This is a genomic window from Streptomyces odontomachi, assembly GCF_024435355.1.
Lineage (GTDB): Bacteria > Actinomycetota > Actinomycetes > Streptomycetales > Streptomycetaceae > Streptomyces > Streptomyces odontomachi.
In genome coordinates this window covers 52,470-71,961 of record NZ_JAMJWG010000012.1, presented here as the reverse complement: position 1 = coordinate 71,961, position 19,492 = coordinate 52,470, and the positions used below count along the sequence as shown (strand labels likewise).

Genomic DNA, 19,492 nt, shown 5'->3' with positions numbered 1-19,492 from the left:
GGCCGGCGCGGAGAACCACCGGCCGGTGGTCTCCGACTCGACGTGCACGCCGTCTCCTCGGGGTCGCGGACCGTTCTCCCACCTCCTGACGGGGCGCGAACGGTGTCTGTCGGAGCCGCCCGTACCGTCCCCAGGACCGGGCACCGTGCGGCCCGGGGGATACCCTGCTGAGGTGAGCTCGAAGCAGAATTCCGCACCGGCACCCGAGGACGACCCCCGCCCCGGGCGGCTGACCCTGGCCGCCGCGCTGGCCGGGCTCGAAGGTCTCGCGCTGGTGGCGGGGGGCGGGTACCTGCTGGTGATGACGGTCGCCGGGAACCCGGACGACAACCAGCAGGCGGTGACCGCCGGAGTCACCCTGCTGGTGCTCGCTGCGCTGCCGCTGCTCGCGGCGCGCGGGTTGCTGCTGCGTCGCCGCTGGAGCCGTGGCCCCGCGGTGATCACGCAGATCCTGGCGCTGCCGGTGGCATGGAACCTGCTTCAGGCCGACAGCCTGCTGATTCCCGGCGGCATCGTGCTCGCCGTGGTCGCGGTGACGGCGCTCGTGCTGCTGGTGAACCCGGCCACCACGGAGGCCCTGGGCATCCGCGGGCCGGGCGAGTCCGCGTAGCCGCGAGAGGCGGGCGCCCCTCGCGGCCCACGGTGGCACGGTGCCGTCACGGGCACGTGCGGGCCGTTACTCCTCCACCAGGAGCTTCTCGCGGAGCTGGGCCAGGGTTCTGGCCAGCAGCCGGGAGACGTGCATCTGCGAGATGCCGACCTCCTGGGCGATCTGCGACTGCGTCATGTTGCCGAAGAAACGCAGCAGCAGGATGCGTTTCTCGCGCGGTGGCAGGTCCTCAAGGAGCGGCTTGAGCGACTCGCGGTACTCGACCCCCTCCAGAGCCTCGTCCTCGGCGCCGAGGGTGTCGGCGACGGCCGGGGACTCGTCGTCGGTGTCGGGGACGTCCAGCGAGAGCGTGGAGTAGGCGTTCGCCGACTCCAGGCCTTCCAGGACCTCTTCCTCGGAGATGTTCAGCTTCTGGGCGAGTTCGTGCACGGTGGGGGAGCGGCCGTGCAGCTGGGAGAGCTCCGCGGTCGCCGTGGTCAGCGCGAGACGCAGCTCCTGGAGCCGGCGCGGCACCCGGACCGCCCAGCCCTTGTCACGGAAGTGCCGTTTGATCTCGCCGACGACGGTCGGGGTGGCGTACGTGGAGAACTCGACGCCGCGCTCCGGGTCGAAGCGGTCCACCGACTTGATCAGTCCGATGGTGGCCACCTGCGTGAGGTCGTCCAGCGGCTCGCCGCGGTTGCGGAAGCGGCGTGCCAGGTGCTCGACGAGCGGCAGGTGCATGCGGACCAGCTGGTTGCGCAGCTCCGCGTACTCGGGCGTGCCCGCCGGCAAGGTGCGCAGCCGGATGAACATCGCCCGTGCGCCGCTGCGGTCGTGCACGTCGTGCTGTGTGGGCTTGGCGTGCTCCTCCGCCGGCGCAGCGGGGGCCTGGGCGGCCTCCTGCCGTCGGGGGGCGGGACGCGCCTGCCCTGCGGCGTGCCGCTCGTCGGCTTCGGGGGTCTGGTGGGCCCGCCGGGCGTCACGCGCGGTGCCCGCGTCCTGCTGGGTGCCCTGCCCGTGCTCGCTCATGTGTCCCGCCCTCCCCCGGCTGCCTTCTCCAGCATGGCGCTGGGGGGCACCTCCCAGAGGTGTCCCGAGGTCGCCGCCTTGTCCGGCCGGTACATCGCGCTCTTCCTTGTCGCTCGGCCCCGGCTGCCCACCGGGCCCGAAGGCGCCGGCCGGGGCAGGGGAGACGTCCTGCGGGTGCGGCCGGGCCTGTTGCTCGGGGATGCCGTTCGGTGTGCCCTCCGCCGCGTGGTCACCGGTCGGGGCAGCGCCCGCGGAGCGGCTCGCCCCGGTGCGATCCTGCGCTCCGGGGGTGTCGCCGCTGCCGCCGGTGTTGCCCGTGCCGTCCGTGTCATCGGTGGGAAGGCTCTGTGTGATGTGCTTGCCGCGCTCCTCGTTCCGCACCGGCCCGTCCCCGTTCCTCACGCCGGCCCGGGTCCCGCGCCGCGCTGTTTGTAGAGGCTGATCGAGACGGTGTTGTCCTCGGCGACCGAGGAGTCGACCTTGCCCGCGAGGGCGGACAGCACCGTCCAGGCGAAGGTTTCGCGCTCCGGGGCGCGACCGTCGGTCGTGGGCGCCGAGACCGTCACCTCCAGGGAGTCGTCGATGAGGCGGAAGACGCAGCTGAGCACGGAGCCGGCCACGGCCTGCTGCAGCAGGATCGCGCAGGCCTCGTCCACTGCGATGCGTAGGTCCTCGATCTCGTCGAGAGTGAAGTCCAAACGCGCCGCGAGTCCGGCCGTGGCCGTCCGCAGCACCGACAGGTAGGCACCCGCAGCGGGGAGCCGGACTTCCACGAAGTCCTGGGTCCCGGGCTCGCCTGCGATTTCGGACACCCTCACCTCCAAGGTGGTACAAGCTCTTTCGGGCCCGAGGTCGGTCCTCGGGCAACGCAACACATGGTCAGCGGTGACGGTATCGCGCGCGCGAGCCCCGTGTCCTGGAACCCCGAAGCCATGCTGTAACTCATAGTAAGTCAATGGGTACGCTCAGTGGCTAGGGGTGTGCGGGAGTCAATTCTCAAGAGCGCACGCCGGGTTGACGTACCCATGCGCCGGGCTTTCGAATCGTCACCACGCGCCCCCTGGTGTCCCGTATCCAACATCGTCATACCAGGACGTAGTCCACGAAGCACCAGCGCCAGGACTCGCCGGGCTCGAAGCTGCGCATCACCGGGTGGCCGGTCTGCTTGAAGTGTTCGGTGCCGTGCTGCAAGGGCGAGGAGTCGCAGCAGCCGACGTGGCCGCACTCCAGGCAGAGCCGCAGCTGCACCGGGTGGGTTCCGGCGGCCAGGCACTCGAGACATGTCTCGCTCTGCGGCGTCGGCTCGGTCACGGGCAGCGCCGCCAGGTGCGTGCACTCTCTCATCGTCTTCTCCGTCGCGCATTCCCAGGCACTTCCAAGAACCTGTGAATAGCCAGGTTACGATGCCTGACCTGGGCTTGCCGCGGCCACGGAGCCGCACCCCGTCGGGCGCGGTGTGGAGTACCCGCTCCGCCGGGCTGCCGGCGCGCGGCGCAACCGAGGAAGACGGGCGTAGTCGATGGACGCATTGCCTCTGTTGTTGCTGGTCGCGGGCGGTTCCGCGGTGGCGGGCGCGACTCGGCGCTTGGCCGTCCCGGCTCCGTTGCTGCTGGTCGCCGTGGGCCTCGCCGTCTCGTATCTGCCGGGCATTCCCACGTACTCCCTCGAGCCACGGGTCGTGCTGCCGCTGCTGCTCCCCCCGCTGCTGTACACGGCGGCGACCGACAGTTCGTACCTGGACCTGCGCGCCCAGGTGCGGCCCGTGCTGCTGCTGTCGGTGGGGTGCGTGCTGTTCACGGCCGTAGTGGTGGGCTGGGTCGCGTACCTCGTGGTGCCCGGGTTGCCGCTGACCTCGGCCCTGGTGCTGGGGGCGGTGGTGGCGCCGCCGGATGCGGTGGCGGCGACCGCGGTGGCCCGCAGGATCGGGCTGCCCTCCCGGATCACGACGATCCTTCAGGGCGAGTCCCTGATGAACGACGCGACCGCGATCACCGCCTACCGGGTGGCCGTCGGCGCGGCCGTCGGGGCGGGCGCGAGCTGGGGCGCCGCCATCGAGCAGTTCGTGCTGGCCACGCTCGGCGGTATCGGGATCGGGCTGCTGCTGATGGTGCCGCTGCACTGGCTGCGTACGCATCTCAAAGAGGCATTGCTCCAGAACACCCTGTCGCTGCTGATCCCGTTCTTCGCCTACGGGGTGGCCGAGCAGCTGCACGCCTCGGGGGTCCTCGCCGTGGTCGTCGTCGCGCTCTATCTGGGCCACCGCGCCTGGCAGGTCGACTTCGCGACCCGGCTCCAGGAGGAGGCGGTCTGGAAGATGGTCGCCTTCATCCTGGAGACGGCCGTCTTCGCGCTGATCGGGCTCCAGCTTCCGGTCGTGATGCGCGGTCTGGGCCGGTACGCGGGTGTGACCGCGCTGTGGTACGCGGTGGCGCTGTTCCTGGTGGCCGTCGTGAGCCGCCTGGCGTGGGTGTATCCCGCCACGTTCCTGCCGCGTGCGCTGTCGGAGCGCATCCGGGAGCGGGAGGCCGACCCCACGTGGCGCGGTCCGCTGGTGATCGGCTGGGCGGGCATGCGCGGGGTGGTGTCGCTGGCGATCGCCTTCTCGATCCCGGTCACCCGGCATGACGGCAGCCCGTTCCCGGCCCGCAACCTGGTGCTGTTCCTGACCTTCACCACCGTCATCGGCACCCTCGTCTTCCAGGGCCTGACGCTGCCGAAGCTGATCCGGACCCTGCGGCTGACGGGCCGCGACGTACACGAGCAGACGCTGGCCGAGGCGCAGGCACAGGCGCAGGCGTCCCGGGCGGCCGAGCGGAAGCTCGACGAACTGCTCAGCGACGAGCGCAACGCCCTGCCCGGCCCCCTGGCCGACCGTCTGCGCACCGTCCTGGAGCGTCGCCGCAACGCCGTCTGGGAGCGGCTCGGCGCGATCAATCCGGAGACGGGGGAGACCGCCGACGACACGTACCGGCGACTGGCCCGGAAGATGATCGAGACCGAGCGGTCGGTCTTCGTCCGGCTGCGGGACGCCCGGTACATCGACGACGAGATGCTGCGGACGCTGCTGCGCAGGCTGGACCTGGAGGAGGCGGCGGCCTACCGGGAGGCGACCTGAGCCTGGGCCGGAGCCCGGTCCTCGTCCGGGAAGGGGCGGCCGGTGATGACCGCGGCGACGGTGGTTCCCGGCGCGAAAGCGTCCTCCTCGGTGAGGGTGACGAGTCCATAGAGCAATTTGGCGACATAGAGACGCTCTATGCGCAGCTCGGGGCTGGGGCTGGGGCTGGGGCTGGAGCTGGGGCAGAGGGCGTCGGGTACGTCGTGCTGGCGGTGGCGGTTCTCGAAGTCCTCTGCGAAGTCCTCCAGGGTGGCGTCCGTACGGGCGTAGCCGCCGAAGTGGAAGCGCTCGTCGAGCCACCAGGTGCCGCGTGGGCCGCCGAAAGCGGCCTCTTGGAGGGTGCGTATCTCCGCGTTCAGGAAATCGCCCTTGAGTACCGGCACACCCAGGGCGCGCTGGCTGCTGTCGAGGCCTGCGGCGAGCCCGGCGAGGGTGCCGCCGGTGCCGCAGGCCACGGCTACCACGTCGGCCTGGCCGCGCAGCTCCTGGCCGAGCGCGACGCAGCCGCGCACCGCCTGGGCGTTGCTGCCGCCCTCGGGTATGACGCAGGCGTCCGCGACGTCGAGCTCCCGCAGCAGTGTGGCCAGGACGTCGGGGTGTGTCTTGCGGCGGTAGGTCGTCCGGTCGACGAAGTGCAGTCGCATGCCGTCGGCGGCGCAGCGGGTCAGCGAGGCGTTGAGCGGGCGCTCGGCCAGTTCGTGGCCGCGGACCACGCCTATGGTGGGCAGGCCGAGCAGGCGGCCCGCGGCCGCGGTGGCCCGCAGGTGGTTGGAGTAGGCGCCACCGAAGGTGACCAGGGCCCGTCCGCGTGCCGCGGCGAGGTTCGGCAGCAGCTTGCGCCACTTGTTGCCGACCAGGTCCGGGTGGATCAGGTCGTCGCGCTTGAGGAGCAGCCGGACGCCACGGCGGGCGAATCGCTCGTCGTCGACGGGGGTGAGCGGGGAGGGTATCCGGGGGTGGGCGGTCACTCCCGGCCGCGCAGGAAGCCGTCGCCGTTGGTCGCGATGTGGCTTTCCAGCGCTTGGAGGGCCTGCTGGGTGTCCTCGGCGGAGCCGCTGCCGCGGCGCTCGGAGTAGTAGGCGGCGCCGAGCTTGCGCAGCAGGTCGTTGCCCGCGCGCTGGGCCTGTACCTCGTCGATCCGCTGCTTGCCCTGATTGATGCCGCGCTGGGCCTGTTCCTTCGCGCGGTCCAGGAAGCCTGCCATGGGTCTCTCCTGTCGGTGGGTGCGTGGTCGGAATGTCGGACGGCGGGCTGGGGGGTCGGGCCCCGGGGGTGGGCCGGGGTGCGTACGGGAGTGCCGGCGGTGGCCATGGTCGGTGTCGATCGACCGATCGGTGGCCCGCCGGGCCGGTGGCCGCCGATCTGCGGACTCGACGTCTCCTGCATTCCCGCTTCGCGGAATCCGCACCATCACCTCATCGGGAATGCCGGATCGAAACTCCGGAAAACAGCTATGGACGGACTGTACGACTTCCCATTTGACCAACGCTCGAACATTTTCCTGGGTTCCCTCGGGTGCACCCGATCGGGTGACTGCGAACGGGGGCGCGGGAGTGCGGAGCGGATAACTGCCGCTCAGGGACGTCGAGAAGGTGGTGCGGCGGATCAGTGGGGCGCACGGGAATGAGGCGAGCGCCGGGTAACCCGCAGGTAACGGGCGCCTCTGCCCCATCTCCTTCCCGGCAATCCCGCTCTTTTGTGTAATGGCCTCGGCACGCTCCGTACTGGAAGGCTTGCCCGTGCAGATCACTGCATGATCGGGAGGGCATTTTTATGTCGGTAGGGAAAGAGGCCCGCGCCGGGCAAGCGAAGCCGCAGCAGAGTCTCGGCACGGCCGCCGCGCGGAGTCCGGCCACCACCACCAAGCCGGCACCGCGGATGCAGGCGATCAGCTCCCACCCGGTGACGGCGTACTGCTCGGCGGCCGTGCTCGTACCGGACGTGCCGGGCGTCCCGGGGAACGTCGAGATCGGCCGTCGGCCGTGACCGCCCCGGCGCCCGACTCCTCGTCCCCGCCCCGACCGGCAGGGACCCCGACGGGCCGTACCCGCCCGGCGGCCACCGACGCCATCCCCGGCCGGGTTCCAGGCCCGGCGCGCAGGGAGCCCGCCCCGGAGCACCGGGCACCGTCCGCTGAGCAGGCCGTGCCCGCCGACCGGCATGACGCGGCGCTGATCCTCGCCGCGGCCCGCGCCACCGTCGACCCCGAACTGCACCGGGCCATCGGCACCTTGCCCGCCGCGATGCGCCGGGTCGCGCTGCACCACTTCGGCTGGTCGGACGGTCCTGCTGACGGCCGGGGCGTGCCCTCCGGCGGCGGTGCGGGCAAGGCGATCCGGCCCGCGCTGGTGTTCGCGGCGACCCGGGCCCTCGGCGGGAGGACCGAATCCGTGGCCCGAGCCGCGGCGGCCGTGGAGCTGGTCCACAACTTCACGCTGCTGCACGACGACGTCATGGACCGCGACACCACGCGGCGGCACCGCCCCACCGCATGGACGGTCTTCGGCGTGCCGGACGCCATCCTCGCCGGAGACGCGTTACAAGCTCTGGCGCAGCGGCTGCTCGTCGAGGATCCGCACCCCGCGGCGGCCGCAGCGGCGGCCCGGATCGCCCTCTGCGTCATCGAGCTCTGCGAGGGCCAGCAGGTCGACACGGCGCTGGAGCAGCGCGCTCCCGACCAGGTCACCCTTGACGAGTGCCTCGTCGTGGCCGAGGCCAAGACGGGCGCCCTGATCGGCTGCGCATGCGCCGTGGGCGCCCTGTACGCGGGTGCCGAGGAGGAGACCGTGGCCGCGCTGGACGCCTTCGGCCGGGAGGCCGGGCTCGCCTTCCAACTGATCGACGATGTGATCGGCATATGGGGGGACCCGCGGCGCACCGGCAAGCCCGCCGGAGCCGACCTGCTGGCCCGCAAGAAGTCGCTGCCGGTCGTGGCCGCCCTGGAGTCGAGGACACCGGCGGCGGCCGAACTCGTCAGGCTGTACTCGGCCGAGGCCGCCCCGACCGTCGAGGACCTGGAGCGTACGGCGCTCGCCGTGGAGGAGGCCGGCGGTCGCGACTGGGCACAGTCGCATGCGGCCGACCGCATGGCACGGGCGGTGCAGCAGCTCTCCCGTGCGATACCCGACCCGGTGGCGGCCGGCGGTCTGCTCTCCCTCGCCGAGTTCGTGACCAGGCGCAGCGCGTGAGGCCGGACCGGGTGCGACCGAGAAGACCTGGTTTGCGGAGCCCGCCGTATGTGTCCGCATAAGATCCCCTAGGCTTCTCCGGCCGGACACGGGGCGACCCACTCCAGGAGTCCGGTGCGACAAGGCCGTTGGGGACGAGAGGCGGGCAGGGAATGGGCGTGGCGATCCGCAGGGCCCGGCAGGAAGACCGGGAGATCGTCGCCCGGCTGTTGGACGAGGCCTTCCTGGAGGATCCGGTGACCCTCTGGCTCTTCCCGGACGAGGCCGACCGCCGCGCCAAGAACGCCACCATGATGGTCGCGTTCCTCGACCAGACCCTCCATGACGGCCGCGTCGACATGACGGAGGACGGTGCCGCGGCCGCGCTGTGGATCTGGGTGCCCACCGGTCACCCCTGCGACGAGGACGGCCCCGCGCTGATCCGCCAGGCCGTCGACCCGGGCAACGAACGCATCGAACTGGTGGGCCGCCTGGTCGACGCCGCGCACCCCAGGAGGCGGGCGCACGAGTACCTCCAGTTGGTGGCCGTGGCCCCGGACCGCCAGGGCGAGGGGCTGGGCGGTGCGCTCATCCGGGCCACCCTCGATCGCTGCGACCGCGAGCGCCAGCCGGTCTACCTGGAGGCGAGCACGGAGCGCAGCCGGGGCCTGTACGAGCGGCTCGGGTTCATGGACATGGGATACACACTCGTCCTGCCGGACGGGCCCGCCATGTGGCCCATGTGGCGGGACCCGCAATAGGGACGGCCTCAGGCGGCCTCCGTCAGGCGACCTTGGTGCAGATCATCGTTCCGCCGTCGTAGACATTCCAGGAGTAGGTGTAGTGGCGGCCGTCCCCGGGGCAGGCGTTGGTGCCGGCCGAGGAGGCCATGATGGCCGTGATCTGCATGATGTAGTTGAAGCCCTGCGGCACCTTGTCGGCGCTGCAACTCCACAGGGTGAGCAGGTCGGCGCCGCCCGGCTGGTCGCCGTTGGCCTTGGCGAGGAAGCACTGGCCGGTGCGGAACTGCCGCTCAAGGCACAGCGTGGTCGACGAGAAGTCCGTGTTGGTGTGCTCCCAGCTGCCACGTCCCCCGCCGGATGAGCAGGTCGTCGCACCGTCGCCGGTCTGGGTGACCCGCAGATAGGCGTCGGCTGATCCGCAGGAGACCTGCTCCGGGGACGTACGACTCCACTGACCGTAGCCGTTCTGGTAGACGTCGAGGCAGTCGCCGCTGCTCACGGCGCCGAAGGCGGTGTCGACCGGGTCGGGCGGCGGGGAGCTCGTCTCGGACGCACCGTCATCCGCATCCGACCCCGAGCCGGAGTCGGTGCCCGAGTCGTCATCGTCGTCCAGGCCGCTCGACGACCCCGAGGTGTCACCGGCCGTCAGGGAATCGGTGCCGCCGCTGCTGGCCGTGTCGTCCGACGAGCCGCCCGACAGATCCCCCGACGTGCTGCTGGAGTAACCATCGGACGATCCGGACGACCCGGAGTCCGACGAGTCGTCCTTCCACGGCTGCCAGATGAGAAGGACGATGGCGACGATCACGGCCACGATCCAGAAGCAACCGCTCTCGGACGAGGACGAGGACGACGAACCGGAACCGGAACCGGTCGAGGGCGGCTTGGGCTTGGCCGTGCCGCCCTGAGAACCGGCACCTTTCGCCGCCGCTCCCTTCGGCGTGGTTGCCTTCGCCTTGGCTCCCGAGGACTTCCCGGCGGTCGCGGCACTGCTCCGCGATGCCGAGCCCGAGGGCTTCCCGGCAGCCGTGCCGCCGCTCCGGGCCGCACCCTTGGGCTTTCCCGAGTCACCGGAGCCCTTCTTCCCCGACGCGTCGGAGGACTTCTTCCCCGGCGCCTGCGCGCTCTTCTTCCCTTGGGCGGCGGAGCCCTGCTGCTTCGCAGAGCGGGCGTCGGACGGGCGCGCGGTGCCGCCGGCCGCGGCGCCGGGGCGCTTCTGGTCCGCCTTGGGTGCGCGTCCCTGCTCCGTGCGTTCCCGGCGCGCCTCCGCCGCCTTCAGCGCGTCCGCCATGCGCTGCGCGGCGTCCTCATGGGCGCCCCCCGAGGCCGCGTTGCCCGTGCCCGCCTTGCCCGTGCCCGCGTTGCCCGCGCCCTCCTTGCCCGCGCCCTCCTTGCCCGCGCCCTCCTTGCCCGTGCCCGCCGCGGAGGAGGCCCCCGCAGCGCCGCCGGACGCGCTGTCGCCCGGCTGACCGCGCAGCTCCTGCTCCCGGCGCCGCCTGGCCTCGCGTGCCTGCCGCTCCCGGGACTCGCGCGCCTCGCGCTCCCACTCCGCACGGGCCCGCTCCTGCTGCTCCCTGCGTATCTCCTCGGCCCGGTCCGCCGCGGCCCGGTCGGCGCCTCCCGAGGCGTCGCCGCGCTCCCCGTCGCCGGGGGCCGAGCGCCACAGATCGGTGTAGACCCGGGTGGGCGTGGGCGGCGGCACCTGGCGGGTGCGCTGGTCGATCGTGAGCGCCTCGGGGTCCACGGGCCGAGCGCCCGGCTGGTTCGCGGCGGGGGCACCGCTCGCCCCGGCCGCCCGCAGGGCGCGCCCCTGTGCCTCGTACTCCTGGATCAGGGACGTCCAGCGAGGGGGCAGCCAGCGGTCGCCGCGCCGGGAGGTGGCGAAGCGGTCCAGGTCGTCCAGGAAGTTCTGGAGAACGTCGCCCGGTGCCGGACGTGCGGTCGGGTCGGCGGCCAGGCACGGGCGGATCAGCGGGGCCAGCTCCTTGGGCAGGCCCGTCAGGTCCAACTCCCCGCGCTGGACGAGGGTCAGCAGCCGGATGGTGTCGCCGGTGTCCGCGTAGGGCGGGCGGCCCACCGCGACGTGGAAGAGCGTCGCGCCCAGCGAGTAGACGTCCGACGCCGGTCCTGACGGCTCCGCCCGTGCCTGCTCCGGCGAGGTGAAGGCGATGGTGCCGAGGGTCAGCGTGGTGCGTGTGATGTCACTGGCGTGCGAGATGCCGAAGTCGATCAGGCGCGGGCCGTCCTGCGGCAACAGGATGTTCTGGGGTTTGACGTCCCGGTGCACGATGCCCGCGTCGTGCAGGGTCACCAGGGCCCGCGCGGTGCCCGCCGCGATCCAGCGCACCGCCGAGCCGGGCAGCCGTCCCGCGGTGCCGACCAGCTCGGACAGCGCGGGCGCGGCGATGTACTCGATGGCCATCCAGGGCCGCTCGGCGTCCGGGTCGGCATCGAGCACCCGGGCGGTGTAGGCGCTGTCGATCCGCCGGGCCAGGGTCACCTCACGGGCGAACCGACGCCGGTCGGTCTCGCTCACCACGCCCTCGTCGAGCAGTGTCTTGACGGCGACCAGGGGACCGTCGGCCGCGGGGCGCGCCAGGTAGATCCGGCCCATACCGCCGGAGGCGATCCGACCCAGCAGCCGGTAGGCACCCAGGCGCACCGGGTCGTCGCCGCTGAGCGGTCTGATTCTCCGGCCGGTCGGAGCGTTGTCGCCCATGCCGCGTCACCCTCCCCCTGAGTCCCCCGTGCCGTGACCCTGCTTCAAACCCTGCCATGACCGGGAGGGTTGAGGAACCGCGCGGTCCGGTGTCGGGGCGTCGAAGCGCCACCCTGTGACGTGATCCTGACACCCGTGACAGGACGCTGACCTCTGTGACCGGACATCGATACGTGCGGGCGACACGAAACGGGGCGGCCACGCGGCGGGCGGGCCGACGCCCGAAAACACCGCACCCGGTCCAGTGACGCGCCCTGCTGGGCGCCCGCTGGACCGGGTGCGGAAGGAAACGACCAGGCGATGACAGTGAAGGGCACCGCAGGGTCAGAAGGCTTGATACGGGATCAGGCCTTCTTGGTCTCCTAGTAATGGGCCAGGTCGGTGACCTGTGGGGATGTTTCCTGTGGGGCACTGACCTGGTCTTTTGGTGATTGGTGGCGATGGGGTGCGACGGTCTTGACTGGGTGTCTTGCGGACTGTGTGCGGACCGCTGGAACTTGGGTTGCCGATCGTTGGGCACCTGAAGTCGCCATGCGAGTGGCCGGTCCGCGGGGCTCCGTCGGGAGCGTGCTCCGCAGGCCTCGGAAGCCGGATACGGCCTCCTATGTGTATCCCTTCTGGGAGCAACTAGTTTGAGGCGGTGCTGCGCCCGCAACAGTGCTTGAACTTGCGTCCGGTGCGCATCATGCATGGGCAGGTGCGGTTCCTGCCGGGCCGAACCACGGTGAGCGGAACGGCGCCGCCAACCGCATTTCCCGAGGCCATGGCGCGCACCAGGTAGGAGGGATCATCGGCTGCCATCCCCTGTAGGTTCCTGCCCACCACAACGATCAGCGACCCCTCTGCCGCTCTCCGGTACCAGCGGGGGAGGAAGTTCAACGGCATTCGGTGCAGGAGCTGGCCATCCGGGCCGGTGATCGCGAGGTTATTGTCTTCGAGTCGAGCCTGAACGCCACCATCGACACCGGGGAGGTCACGCAGGTCCAGCGGCTTACTTTCCTCCATCTGGAACAGGGTCTGAAGGTCGGTGAATCCGTCCTTGCGGTAGCTCGCGAGAACAAGATCTCGGAATTGCCCGTCACTATGCGAGCCCCAACCGCCGTAGCAGTCAACGATGATCCCGGCCCGGTCCCCGCCGAATAGAATGCATTCCACTTCGAAGATGACCTTGGGTTCCTTCGGCGCTTTACCCTTCAGCCGGACCACTTTGGAGGCTACGCAGTGGGGGTGTGCCAGCCGCAGCATGAGGTGGTCCATCCCCGGGTGGTCCATCAGGAGTAGTTCGGCTTCTCCTGTCTCGTCGATCAGGAGATTGCAAGCCGCGCATGTCTGCCGGGAGTTCCCAAGGTGGGCTGTGAGCTGTTCGATGCTGATCCCAGCTAGTGCCCGTCGTACGGCATCCGAGACGTTGATCTTCCTTCCGACAGCGATGGCGGCAGTGGAACGGCTGACCTCGTGATTGGCCTTCACGACAGATCCGTTGCTGACAGCCTGGAGACGAGAGCCGATGGCCTCCAGGACACGGTCGTCGACTTTCTGCCCGGTGCCAACTAGCTCGTTGATCATTGGCTCTTTGGGGTCGTCCGACGTTGTGTCCAAGTGCAGCCCTCTGAGCAAGACGAGCGCCTCGCCGGCCTCTGACCAGCTGCCGAGTTCGTGATGGACAGCGAAGGCTCTGCGTGCGTGCACGCGCGATCGCTCACTGTCACCGAGCGCTCGGTAGGAGCGAGCCAGGTTCAGCAAACAGGGGGCGCGCAGGGTGTCGTCATTGAGCTGCTCGATGAGGTCCAACGCCTTGCAGAATTCAGCGACCGCCTTCTCGTGATCTCGGGAGTATGCGTGGTGTGTTCCGACGTTGACGTGCAGGGCGGCCTTGAGTGACTGCATTCCCAACTGCTCGGTGATTGGTACGAGCTTGGCGATCTCGGCGATAGCCTGCTCCTTCTCCTCGCCATGCAGTTGGCACACCGCGGCCATACCGCGGGCGGTGAGGAGCACATGAAGGTCCTTCTGTTCCCTAGCGAGATCGGTGGCTTTGTCGTACTGATCGAGTGCTTCGCTCCACTCGTCGTTCCGGGCGTGCGCATTGGCCAGGGCCATCCTGCAGTGCAGGACGGCCGATTTGTCGCCAGCCCGCTCGCACTGGTCGAGTGCCTTGGTGATCGTCGACATAGCCTCCCTGTGGAGACCCCGGCGCGAATAGAGGACGGCGAGCGCACGAGATGCCTGAGCTCTGGTGGCGGGAGATGCATCGTCCGACATCACAGAGACCACCGACTCCAGGGCCTGAGCACCCTCCTGCCATCGACCCGCGACGAGAAGGGCTTCCCCCAGCGCAGTCCTGGCTTGGGCCAAACCGCTTTTCTCCTCGGTCCCTTCCAGTAGTCGAACCGCCTCTGTCAGATAGGTGACTGCCTCACCGATTCGGCCTCGGTGCCACAGATATTCGGCGTTCTTCTGCAGAGTCTGGGCGACAACAATGGGATTGCCGAGGTGGTTGGCCATGTCCCGGGCTTCGGCAAAATACGTCTCCGCCTCGTCGAGATGACCCACGCCGCCGTGGTAAGAAGCCAGGTATGCCAGTGCCCGAGCTGCATGTTCGTAGTCGCCGATCCCGGCAGCGAGATCGGCGCATTCGCGGAGGTATTGGGCTGCCTCGTGGATATCTGCTTGCTTCGCAGACCGAGCACCGAGTCGAAACAGCGCCCGAACCTGTCCCTGAACGTCGCCGGTGTCCCGGTAGATGGCAAGTGCGGTCTCAAGGGGTTGACAGGGCGCAGAGTCCGGCCGTTCGTCCAGGGGGGTTTCGGCGAGCTCCATGAGCGCCTTTGCCTCCCAATCCCGGCTCCCGACAGCTCGTGCCCGCTCGATGTCCAAGGATGCTTCCTGGGCAGCCTCAGAGAACCGGCCCGTCCTGCGTAGCAGTGCCGCGAGTGCTCCGCGATTCCACAGGTCCGCACGATCGTCGGTACGGGACAGGTTCGTGCTGTTCTGCAGGTATTGCTCGGCTCGCCGCAGCTGACCGATGGCCAGGTGGGCCTGACCCAGGTTCCCCAGAGCATGGGCTAGCACCTGGTTGTCCTTGATGACCCGCCAGAATGGCAATCCGTTACGCAGGTACGGAATCGCATCGCGGGCCCGTCCGAGGTTGATGAGCAATGATCCCAGCGCGAGCTGCGCCATATGCATCTGGTACGGGTGGTCGGCCTTGTGAGCGGTCTCGGCGCTGCGCTGATACAGGTCAGCGGCGCGCTGTGTGTCGCCAAGGTGACTGGCAACCATGCCCAGGTTGTACAGAGCCGATGCCGTCCACTCAGGGTTGTCGGACTGAGCGCCAGCTTCAAGGACGGACTGATAGACGCGATCCAGGTCTTTCCAGTGGCTGCCGTGCCACAGTGCGGCAGTGAGGTTCGAAGCGAGAAGGACAAGTGGCCCCCACATCTGGTGGTACAGAGCCATCTCAATCAGGGAAACAGCCCCTGGGCGGTCTGCATTCAACTGGTGCAGGGCGCCCGCATTACCCTGTGCAGGCACTTTCGCTTCCTTGTCCACGAAGCCGATCGATTCCGTCGCGGATTGAGCCCGAACAGCCAGCATGAGGCAGGTCTGCCGAATCACGGTCTCCCGACGCTCGGTTGTGATCGAGGCTGATTTGAGGCGGGCGAAGCGGTGGAGGATCTCGTGAAACACATACCGGTCCTCGTCAATCTGCTCGATGAGGCTCAGCTCGAACAGCGAGTCCAGCAGCTCAGCTGAGGCGTCGAGGTGGACTTCGTCGAGTTCAGCCTCGGGCGTGGTAGTCACCGTGACCACGTCTGAGGTGACGGACATGTGCGGCAGGATCCCGAGAGTGGTGAAGAGTTCTGCCTGTTCCGGGCTGAGCGCGGCAAAGCTACGCTCCAAGACGGGCTCCACTGCGGTCTGGCCAGCCCGCAGAGCTCTCACACCCCGATCAGGGTTGGAGATGTCGTCGAGGAATCGGTCGACATTGACCTTGGGGCGACGTGCCAGATGAGCGGCCGCGACATGCAGCGCGAGAGGATGTCCGGCACATGCTTGCGCCAGCGAGGAAGCTTGTTCGTCGGTCAGCCGAGAGGGTCCAGCGACGGCCCTCACCAGCTCTTCGCTGTGGCGGTCCGGCAACGGATCGAGCTCGATAAGGTGGACCAGCCCGGTCAGGCCGCTGAGCTTTGTCCTGCTGGTGCACACCAAGGCGAAGGGCCCGTCCATCTGGATGACGTCTAGAAGCGCCTCTTCGGAGACCACGTCATCGATTAGCAGCAGGACCTTGCTGCCGGACAGCGTCGAGCGAAGTGCAGCGAGTTGTTGTGCACGGCCTTCGGGAAGCGGTTCTCCGGGCCGGAGTGTGCGCAAGAGCGCGAGTGCGAGATCAGCGGGTTCCCCCTCCCCGGCAGTCAGGGCGAGATCGATGTGGAACTGCCCGTCCAGGTAGATGTCTGCGACGAGTCGGGAGAGACGCAGTGCGACGGCACTCTTCCCGATCCCGGGTGGTCCGGTGACCACCACCGTTGGCCTGCGGTCACCGTCTGGCCTCCCCAGCAGCCTTCGCCCCTCGTCGATCTCCGCCTCGCGCCCGAAGAGGGGGCGCAACTCTCTTGGGAGGCCCGGAACCGCCTGCGCACCGGGTAGACGATGGCTGGCTTCCATTTGCTGGACGTGCTCGTGTAGGCGTGCCAGAACGTCGCCTGACAGCACAGCATCGGCGTTGGCATGCCGAACGTCCTCGTTGTTGTCCAGCAGTCGGCAGATCTTGTCGTAGTGCCAGATCTCCCACTCCTTGAGCGGGAGCTGCAGCTCTTGCACACGCTCCTGCAGCGCCTTTTGGACGCGGTCGATGCCTCCGCTGCCCGGAACCGAGGAGAGGACTACGTTGCTCGTGATGAGCAGGTACTCCGGCAGGCGCCCCTTCCTGACGCGGTTTGAGTGGGGATCGGCCCAAGCGCGCAGCTCCGAGTTGAGCTGATCGATCAGCCACTCGGCGTCTTTGGCGGTGCCTTCTGGGCGCTTGCGGAACTTGGCTTGTAGTACCCCGTAGCCCCTCCAAGGAGCATCGGGCGTAGGAAAGCGCGTTAGGCCCTGAAACGAGGCTTCGCGTCCACCGTCAGGGCCGTCTCCGAAGATTTCCACAGTCGCCCCAAGCGTCTTGAGGGCGAGAGCCTGGGACAGCTCCTCGAACCGGTAGGGCCCAAGCGGGGTGAGGGCGTAGTCGGTCATGGCCAGCATGGTGAGGCATGGCACTGACAGTGAGACGCCGCGTCTCGTGGCGGGCGCGAGGCCCGCGCTGGCTACAGCCGCCTGAATCAGGGCGGATAGTCCTATTTTATTGCTGTATCGCCTTTAAGTGGGAATTTTGATGTGTGAAGGCTCGATCTCGATGGCGAGGGCGCCAAGCGCTTCCTTTTCCTGCGGGTAGATGGAGCGGATGTTGGTCAATTGCTCGTCGCGGGTGGCAGTCGGGTTGACATTCGCTGGCCCCTCGCCGTCGAGCAGAGATTCGAAGTTTGGGTACTCGGTGACGCGTTTGACCTTGACCTCGCAGGTCTCGTCCGTGTCCTTGATGCGGAAGCGGATGACCTCGCCTGCGGCGAGGTCGGCCAGGTGCGGGTATTTCACCCGCACCTCGATGGTCTTGGTGCCCGCGGCGACGAGGTCGAAGTACTGGCGGTAGAGGTTCAGTTCGCGGACGCGGGCAGTGGCGTCGGTCATGGGGCGGGAACGCTCCTGGTAGCTGGTGCGGTCATCATGCGGCCGATCTCGGCGGCCGAGTACGAGCGGAAGAAATGGCGGGGGTCGGACAGCAAGGTAGCGGTCATGGCCAGCAGTTGCTCGGCGTACTCCGCGATGGTGCCGGGCCACTGACGGGTATCGAGCATCCAGTCGTCTGCTCCCTCGGGTAAGGGAGCGCGGCCCTCACGGATCAATGACTTGGACAGCTTGGCGCCGGTGTCGGTGACGACCTGTGGGCAGAACAAGCGGGCGGGGAGCTGGGCGCGGGTGAGGCCGACGGCCTGGAGCGCTTCGTCGACCAGGTGGGAGCCGAAGACCCAGTCGCCGCCCTTGACCATGACGTGAAGAGTGCCGTGAGGGTTGGACAGGGCGAGCTCCTTGACCGCGTTGCGGTACAGGGTGGCCAGGTCCAGGTAGGCGCCTGCGGTTGGGGTGATGGTCGCCTGGTATGGGCCGTGTTGGAGGCATACGGCAGTGACTTGTGCGGTCTCCGGGTCGGTGAGGTGGACGCGGGTGCGTTCGGAGTGCTTCTCGGTCCAGCCGCAGTCGGGATACGGGCAGGGGATGCGCAAGTGTGGGGTGCCGGTGGAGGGGGCGAGCCACCAGCGGGCGGCGTCGAGGCGGGGCAGGAGGCGGAGCCAGGTGCGGCGGAAGTGCGCACCGGCCTGCTGTTGGCTGTAGGTCTCGACCCGGTGCGGGATGCCGAGGCGCCGGGACAGTGCGGTGAACAGGGGTTGGTAGAGGGCGGTGACGAGGTCGGTCAGGGCCTTGTGGCCGAGGGCTTGGGCGTAGGCGCGCTGGTAGCGGTGACCGCTGACCGGGTCGGTGGTCAGTTCGTAGGGGGCGTTGTCGAGAGCGCTGAAGAGGACTTCGGTGGGGATGCCGAAGCGGTTGCGAAGGCGGGCGGCCATCGCGAAGGCCAGGGACTGCACGAGTGAGGTGCCGATGTGCGGGGCGCCGTTGATCTGGGTGCCGACAACCAGCACGATCCGCTCGGGTGGGGTGGCCAGGATGCGTGGGGTCAGGACGTCCTCGGCGTGGTGGAGGGCGTTGGCCAGGACGGTGTTCGGTGAGACGGGGTGGGTCGTCACGGGATCTCCCTCTGGCGTGGGTTGGAGTTCATTCGGTTCGGGTGTGCCCGAAGAGGAGGCGTCCGCGGGGTGTAGCGCAGTCCAGGTAGGAGTCGATCTCCGCAGGTGCGGCGCTGCGGGAAAGCGGGTCGAGGCCGAGGATGAGGGCTGCCGGGGTTCCTTGGCGGAGCAGTAGGGGCCAGTGGCGGCCGGTGGGGATGCGTTTGCGGTAGGGACTGCCGTCGAAGCGCAGTGTCACCTCGGTCGGGGTGATCAGACGCAGGCGTGGCCCGATGTCCGGCGGGGGCGCGGTGGCGGGGCCGAGGCGCAGAGCCTTGGCGACCGCCCGCATGTGTTGCTCGATGACGGTCGGCGTCTCGTAGAGGGTGTGAGGCTGTTGGGGCACCAGCAGGAGGCAGCACAGAGTGGCACCGGTCGGCGCGGTGTCCAACCACGCGGTGGTGGCCAGGGAGGCGATCAGCCCGGCAGACGGTGTGAAGGACTCAGCGTGGGCAGGGGTCACCATGCGGGCACCGCACTGTGGTGGAAGGCGGCCCACACACACTTGCCAGGGGCATGGCGTTCCTCCACGCCCGAGTGGTCGGCGACTGCGGAAACCTGCTGCAGACCGCGGCCGCCGTCGGTGGTGCCCCGTGGCTCCCGCCTGGCGGGTATGCCATTGCCGCCGTCGTGCACCTCGATGCGCAGCACAGTGGCGTGCAGTTCGACGCGTACGAGGACCTGACCGTCCGCAGGGGGCTCCGTGCAGGACAGCGTCGGTGGCGAGCTCGGAGTGCACAGCCGGATGTCGTCGAGGCGTTCGGTCCAGCCCCATTGGGTAAGGGTTTCGACGACGAAGGAGCGGGCGGTGCCCGGGTTGGTCCGGGGCCGGTAGAAGAGCATCGTCTCGTGCTCGACGGCGCTGTCGAGGGCTTGGTCCGGTGCGAGGGTGTCCGTCTCGTCGGGCGGTCTGCTGGGCATGGCCAACAGCCAACCGCAGTCACTCGTTTGGGTCGGGAGCCAGCGAGGGGGCCACGCGGGGGGCCACTATGGGGGCCAGAGTTCGCATGTTCCGGGGAGAGGGGATGAGCGACACAGGAATCGGCGCGTTGCTCATCCGGCTGCGCACTGGGCGTGGTTGGACCCAGCAGCGGGTGGCCGACGAGTACAACGCCCTGGAGGGACGGGCCGCCAAGACCGGGAAAGAGATTGGGCGTTACGAGCGCGAGGCGCGCATCCCGGTTCCGTACACGCGCAGGTATCTGGCGCAGGTTTTCGGTGTCGACATCGGAGTGCTTGACCGTGCTGT

The 19,492-nt window shown here is 69.2% G+C and carries 16 protein-coding genes; 5 read left to right on the top strand and 11 right to left on the bottom strand.

Going from position 1 to position 19,492, the window contains the following annotated elements:
- Nucleotides 1-172 precede the first annotated feature (172 nt).
- Nucleotides 173-610, top strand: coding sequence for a hypothetical protein (locus tag NQO67_RS23810; protein WP_255952245.1), 438 nt, complete (start codon nucleotides 173-175; stop codon nucleotides 608-610).
- Between the two features lie 66 nt (nucleotides 611-676).
- Here the strand turns inward: NQO67_RS23810 and NQO67_RS23805 are convergent, their stop codons facing one another.
- From NQO67_RS23805 to NQO67_RS23795, 3 genes are all read right to left on the bottom strand, one after another.
- The gene (locus tag NQO67_RS23805) at nucleotides 677-2,023 is read right to left on the bottom strand and encodes a SigB/SigF/SigG family RNA polymerase sigma factor (RefSeq protein ID WP_255952244.1); all 1,347 of its coding nucleotides are present in this window, start codon (nucleotides 2,021-2,023) and stop codon (nucleotides 677-679) included.
- Entirely contained in the window at nucleotides 2,020-2,433 is a 414-nt protein-coding gene (locus NQO67_RS23800) for an ATP-binding protein (RefSeq protein ID WP_255952243.1), read from the bottom strand. The genes NQO67_RS23805 and NQO67_RS23800 overlap by 4 nt, the downstream gene beginning before the upstream one ends.
- A 271-nt stretch (nucleotides 2,434-2,704) precedes the next feature.
- Nucleotides 2,705-2,965 (bottom strand): UBP-type zinc finger domain-containing protein, encoded by a 261-nt coding sequence (locus NQO67_RS23795; protein ID WP_255952242.1) that lies wholly within the window; start codon nucleotides 2,963-2,965, stop codon nucleotides 2,705-2,707.
- A gap of 175 nt (nucleotides 2,966-3,140) precedes the next feature.
- Here NQO67_RS23795 and NQO67_RS23790 point away from each other — a divergent pair, with 175 nt between their 5' ends.
- Nucleotides 3,141-4,736 carry a Na+/H+ antiporter gene (locus tag NQO67_RS23790; protein WP_255952241.1) on the top strand — a complete coding sequence of 532 codons (1,596 nt, stop codon included), beginning with the start codon at nucleotides 3,141-3,143 and terminating at the stop codon, nucleotides 4,734-4,736.
- Here the strand turns inward: NQO67_RS23790 and NQO67_RS23785 are convergent.
- Nucleotides 4,718-5,704 carry a 1-aminocyclopropane-1-carboxylate deaminase/D-cysteine desulfhydrase gene (locus tag NQO67_RS23785; RefSeq protein ID WP_255952240.1) on the bottom strand — a complete coding sequence of 329 codons (987 nt, stop codon included), beginning with the start codon at nucleotides 5,702-5,704 and terminating at the stop codon, nucleotides 4,718-4,720. The two genes, NQO67_RS23790 and NQO67_RS23785, sit on opposite strands and share 19 nt — an antisense overlap.
- Nucleotides 5,701-5,940: a hypothetical protein gene (locus NQO67_RS23780; RefSeq protein ID WP_255952239.1), complete on the bottom strand. Its 240-nt coding sequence runs from the start codon at nucleotides 5,938-5,940 to the stop codon at nucleotides 5,701-5,703. The genes NQO67_RS23785 and NQO67_RS23780 overlap by 4 nt, the downstream gene beginning before the upstream one ends.
- 569 nt (nucleotides 5,941-6,509) lie before the next feature.
- Here NQO67_RS23780 and NQO67_RS23775 point away from each other — a divergent pair.
- From NQO67_RS23775 to NQO67_RS23765, 3 genes are all read left to right on the top strand, one after another.
- The gene (locus NQO67_RS23775; RefSeq protein WP_255952450.1) at nucleotides 6,510-6,722 is read left to right on the top strand and encodes a hypothetical protein; all 213 of its coding nucleotides are present in this window, start codon (nucleotides 6,510-6,512) and stop codon (nucleotides 6,720-6,722) included.
- Complete coding sequence (locus NQO67_RS23770; RefSeq protein ID WP_255952238.1) at nucleotides 6,719-7,924, top strand: family 2 encapsulin nanocompartment cargo protein polyprenyl transferase; 1,206 nt, start codon at nucleotides 6,719-6,721, stop codon at nucleotides 7,922-7,924. The genes NQO67_RS23775 and NQO67_RS23770 overlap by 4 nt, the downstream gene beginning before the upstream one ends.
- A gap of 152 nt (nucleotides 7,925-8,076) precedes the next feature.
- Complete coding sequence (locus NQO67_RS23765; protein ID WP_255952237.1) at nucleotides 8,077-8,664, top strand: GNAT family N-acetyltransferase; 588 nt, start codon at nucleotides 8,077-8,079, stop codon at nucleotides 8,662-8,664.
- Nucleotides 8,665-8,686: 22 nt separating this feature from the next.
- Here the strand turns inward: NQO67_RS23765 and NQO67_RS23760 are convergent, their stop codons facing one another.
- The 6 genes from NQO67_RS23760 to NQO67_RS23735 form a co-directional block, all read right to left on the bottom strand.
- Nucleotides 8,687-11,365 carry a protein kinase domain-containing protein gene (locus tag NQO67_RS23760; protein WP_255952236.1) on the bottom strand — a complete coding sequence of 893 codons (2,679 nt, stop codon included), beginning with the start codon at nucleotides 11,363-11,365 and terminating at the stop codon, nucleotides 8,687-8,689.
- Nucleotides 11,366-11,992: 627 nt separating this feature from the next.
- The gene (locus tag NQO67_RS23755; protein WP_255952235.1) at nucleotides 11,993-16,600 is read right to left on the bottom strand and encodes a tetratricopeptide repeat protein; all 4,608 of its coding nucleotides are present in this window, start codon (nucleotides 16,598-16,600) and stop codon (nucleotides 11,993-11,995) included.
- 123 nt (nucleotides 16,601-16,723) lie between these two features.
- Nucleotides 16,724-17,092: an ASCH domain-containing protein gene (locus tag NQO67_RS23750; protein ID WP_255952234.1), complete on the bottom strand. Its 369-nt coding sequence runs from the start codon at nucleotides 17,090-17,092 to the stop codon at nucleotides 16,724-16,726.
- A complete protein-coding gene (locus NQO67_RS23745; RefSeq protein ID WP_255952233.1) occupies nucleotides 17,089-18,204 on the bottom strand; it encodes a hypothetical protein in 1,116 nt (371 codons plus the stop codon). The genes NQO67_RS23750 and NQO67_RS23745 overlap by 4 nt, the downstream gene beginning before the upstream one ends.
- A gap of 28 nt (nucleotides 18,205-18,232) precedes the next feature.
- Entirely contained in the window at nucleotides 18,233-18,709 is a 477-nt protein-coding gene (locus tag NQO67_RS23740; RefSeq protein WP_255952232.1) for a hypothetical protein, read from the bottom strand.
- Nucleotides 18,703-19,164: an ATP-binding protein gene (locus NQO67_RS23735; protein ID WP_255952231.1), complete on the bottom strand. Its 462-nt coding sequence runs from the start codon at nucleotides 19,162-19,164 to the stop codon at nucleotides 18,703-18,705. The genes NQO67_RS23740 and NQO67_RS23735 overlap by 7 nt, the downstream gene beginning before the upstream one ends.
- Between the last annotated feature and the right edge of the window lie 328 nt (nucleotides 19,165-19,492).

Bases quoted from the DNA above. Each gene is read 5' to 3' on its own strand.
- NQO67_RS23775 (WP_255952450.1), top strand. From the start codon at position 6,510: ATGTCGGTAGGGAAAGAGGCCCGCGCCGGGCAAGCGAAGCCGCAGCAG.
- NQO67_RS23755 (WP_255952235.1), bottom strand. From the start codon at position 16,600: ATGACCGACTACGCCCTCACCCCGCTTGGGCCCTACCGGTTCGAGGAG.
- NQO67_RS23795 (WP_255952242.1), bottom strand. From the start codon at position 2,965: ATGAGAGAGTGCACGCACCTGGCGGCGCTGCCCGTGACCGAGCCGACG.
- NQO67_RS23790 (WP_255952241.1), top strand. From the start codon at position 3,141: ATGGACGCATTGCCTCTGTTGTTGCTGGTCGCGGGCGGTTCCGCGGTG.
- NQO67_RS23780 (WP_255952239.1), bottom strand. From the start codon at position 5,940: ATGGCAGGCTTCCTGGACCGCGCGAAGGAACAGGCCCAGCGCGGCATC.
- NQO67_RS23750 (WP_255952234.1), bottom strand. From the start codon at position 17,092: ATGACCGACGCCACTGCCCGCGTCCGCGAACTGAACCTCTACCGCCAG.
- NQO67_RS23740 (WP_255952232.1), bottom strand. From the start codon at position 18,709: ATGGTGACCCCTGCCCACGCTGAGTCCTTCACACCGTCTGCCGGGCTG.
- NQO67_RS23735 (WP_255952231.1), bottom strand. From the start codon at position 19,164: ATGCCCAGCAGACCGCCCGACGAGACGGACACCCTCGCACCGGACCAA.
- NQO67_RS23765 (WP_255952237.1), top strand. From the start codon at position 8,077: ATGGGCGTGGCGATCCGCAGGGCCCGGCAGGAAGACCGGGAGATCGTC.
- NQO67_RS23760 (WP_255952236.1), bottom strand. From the start codon at position 11,365: ATGGGCGACAACGCTCCGACCGGCCGGAGAATCAGACCGCTCAGCGGC.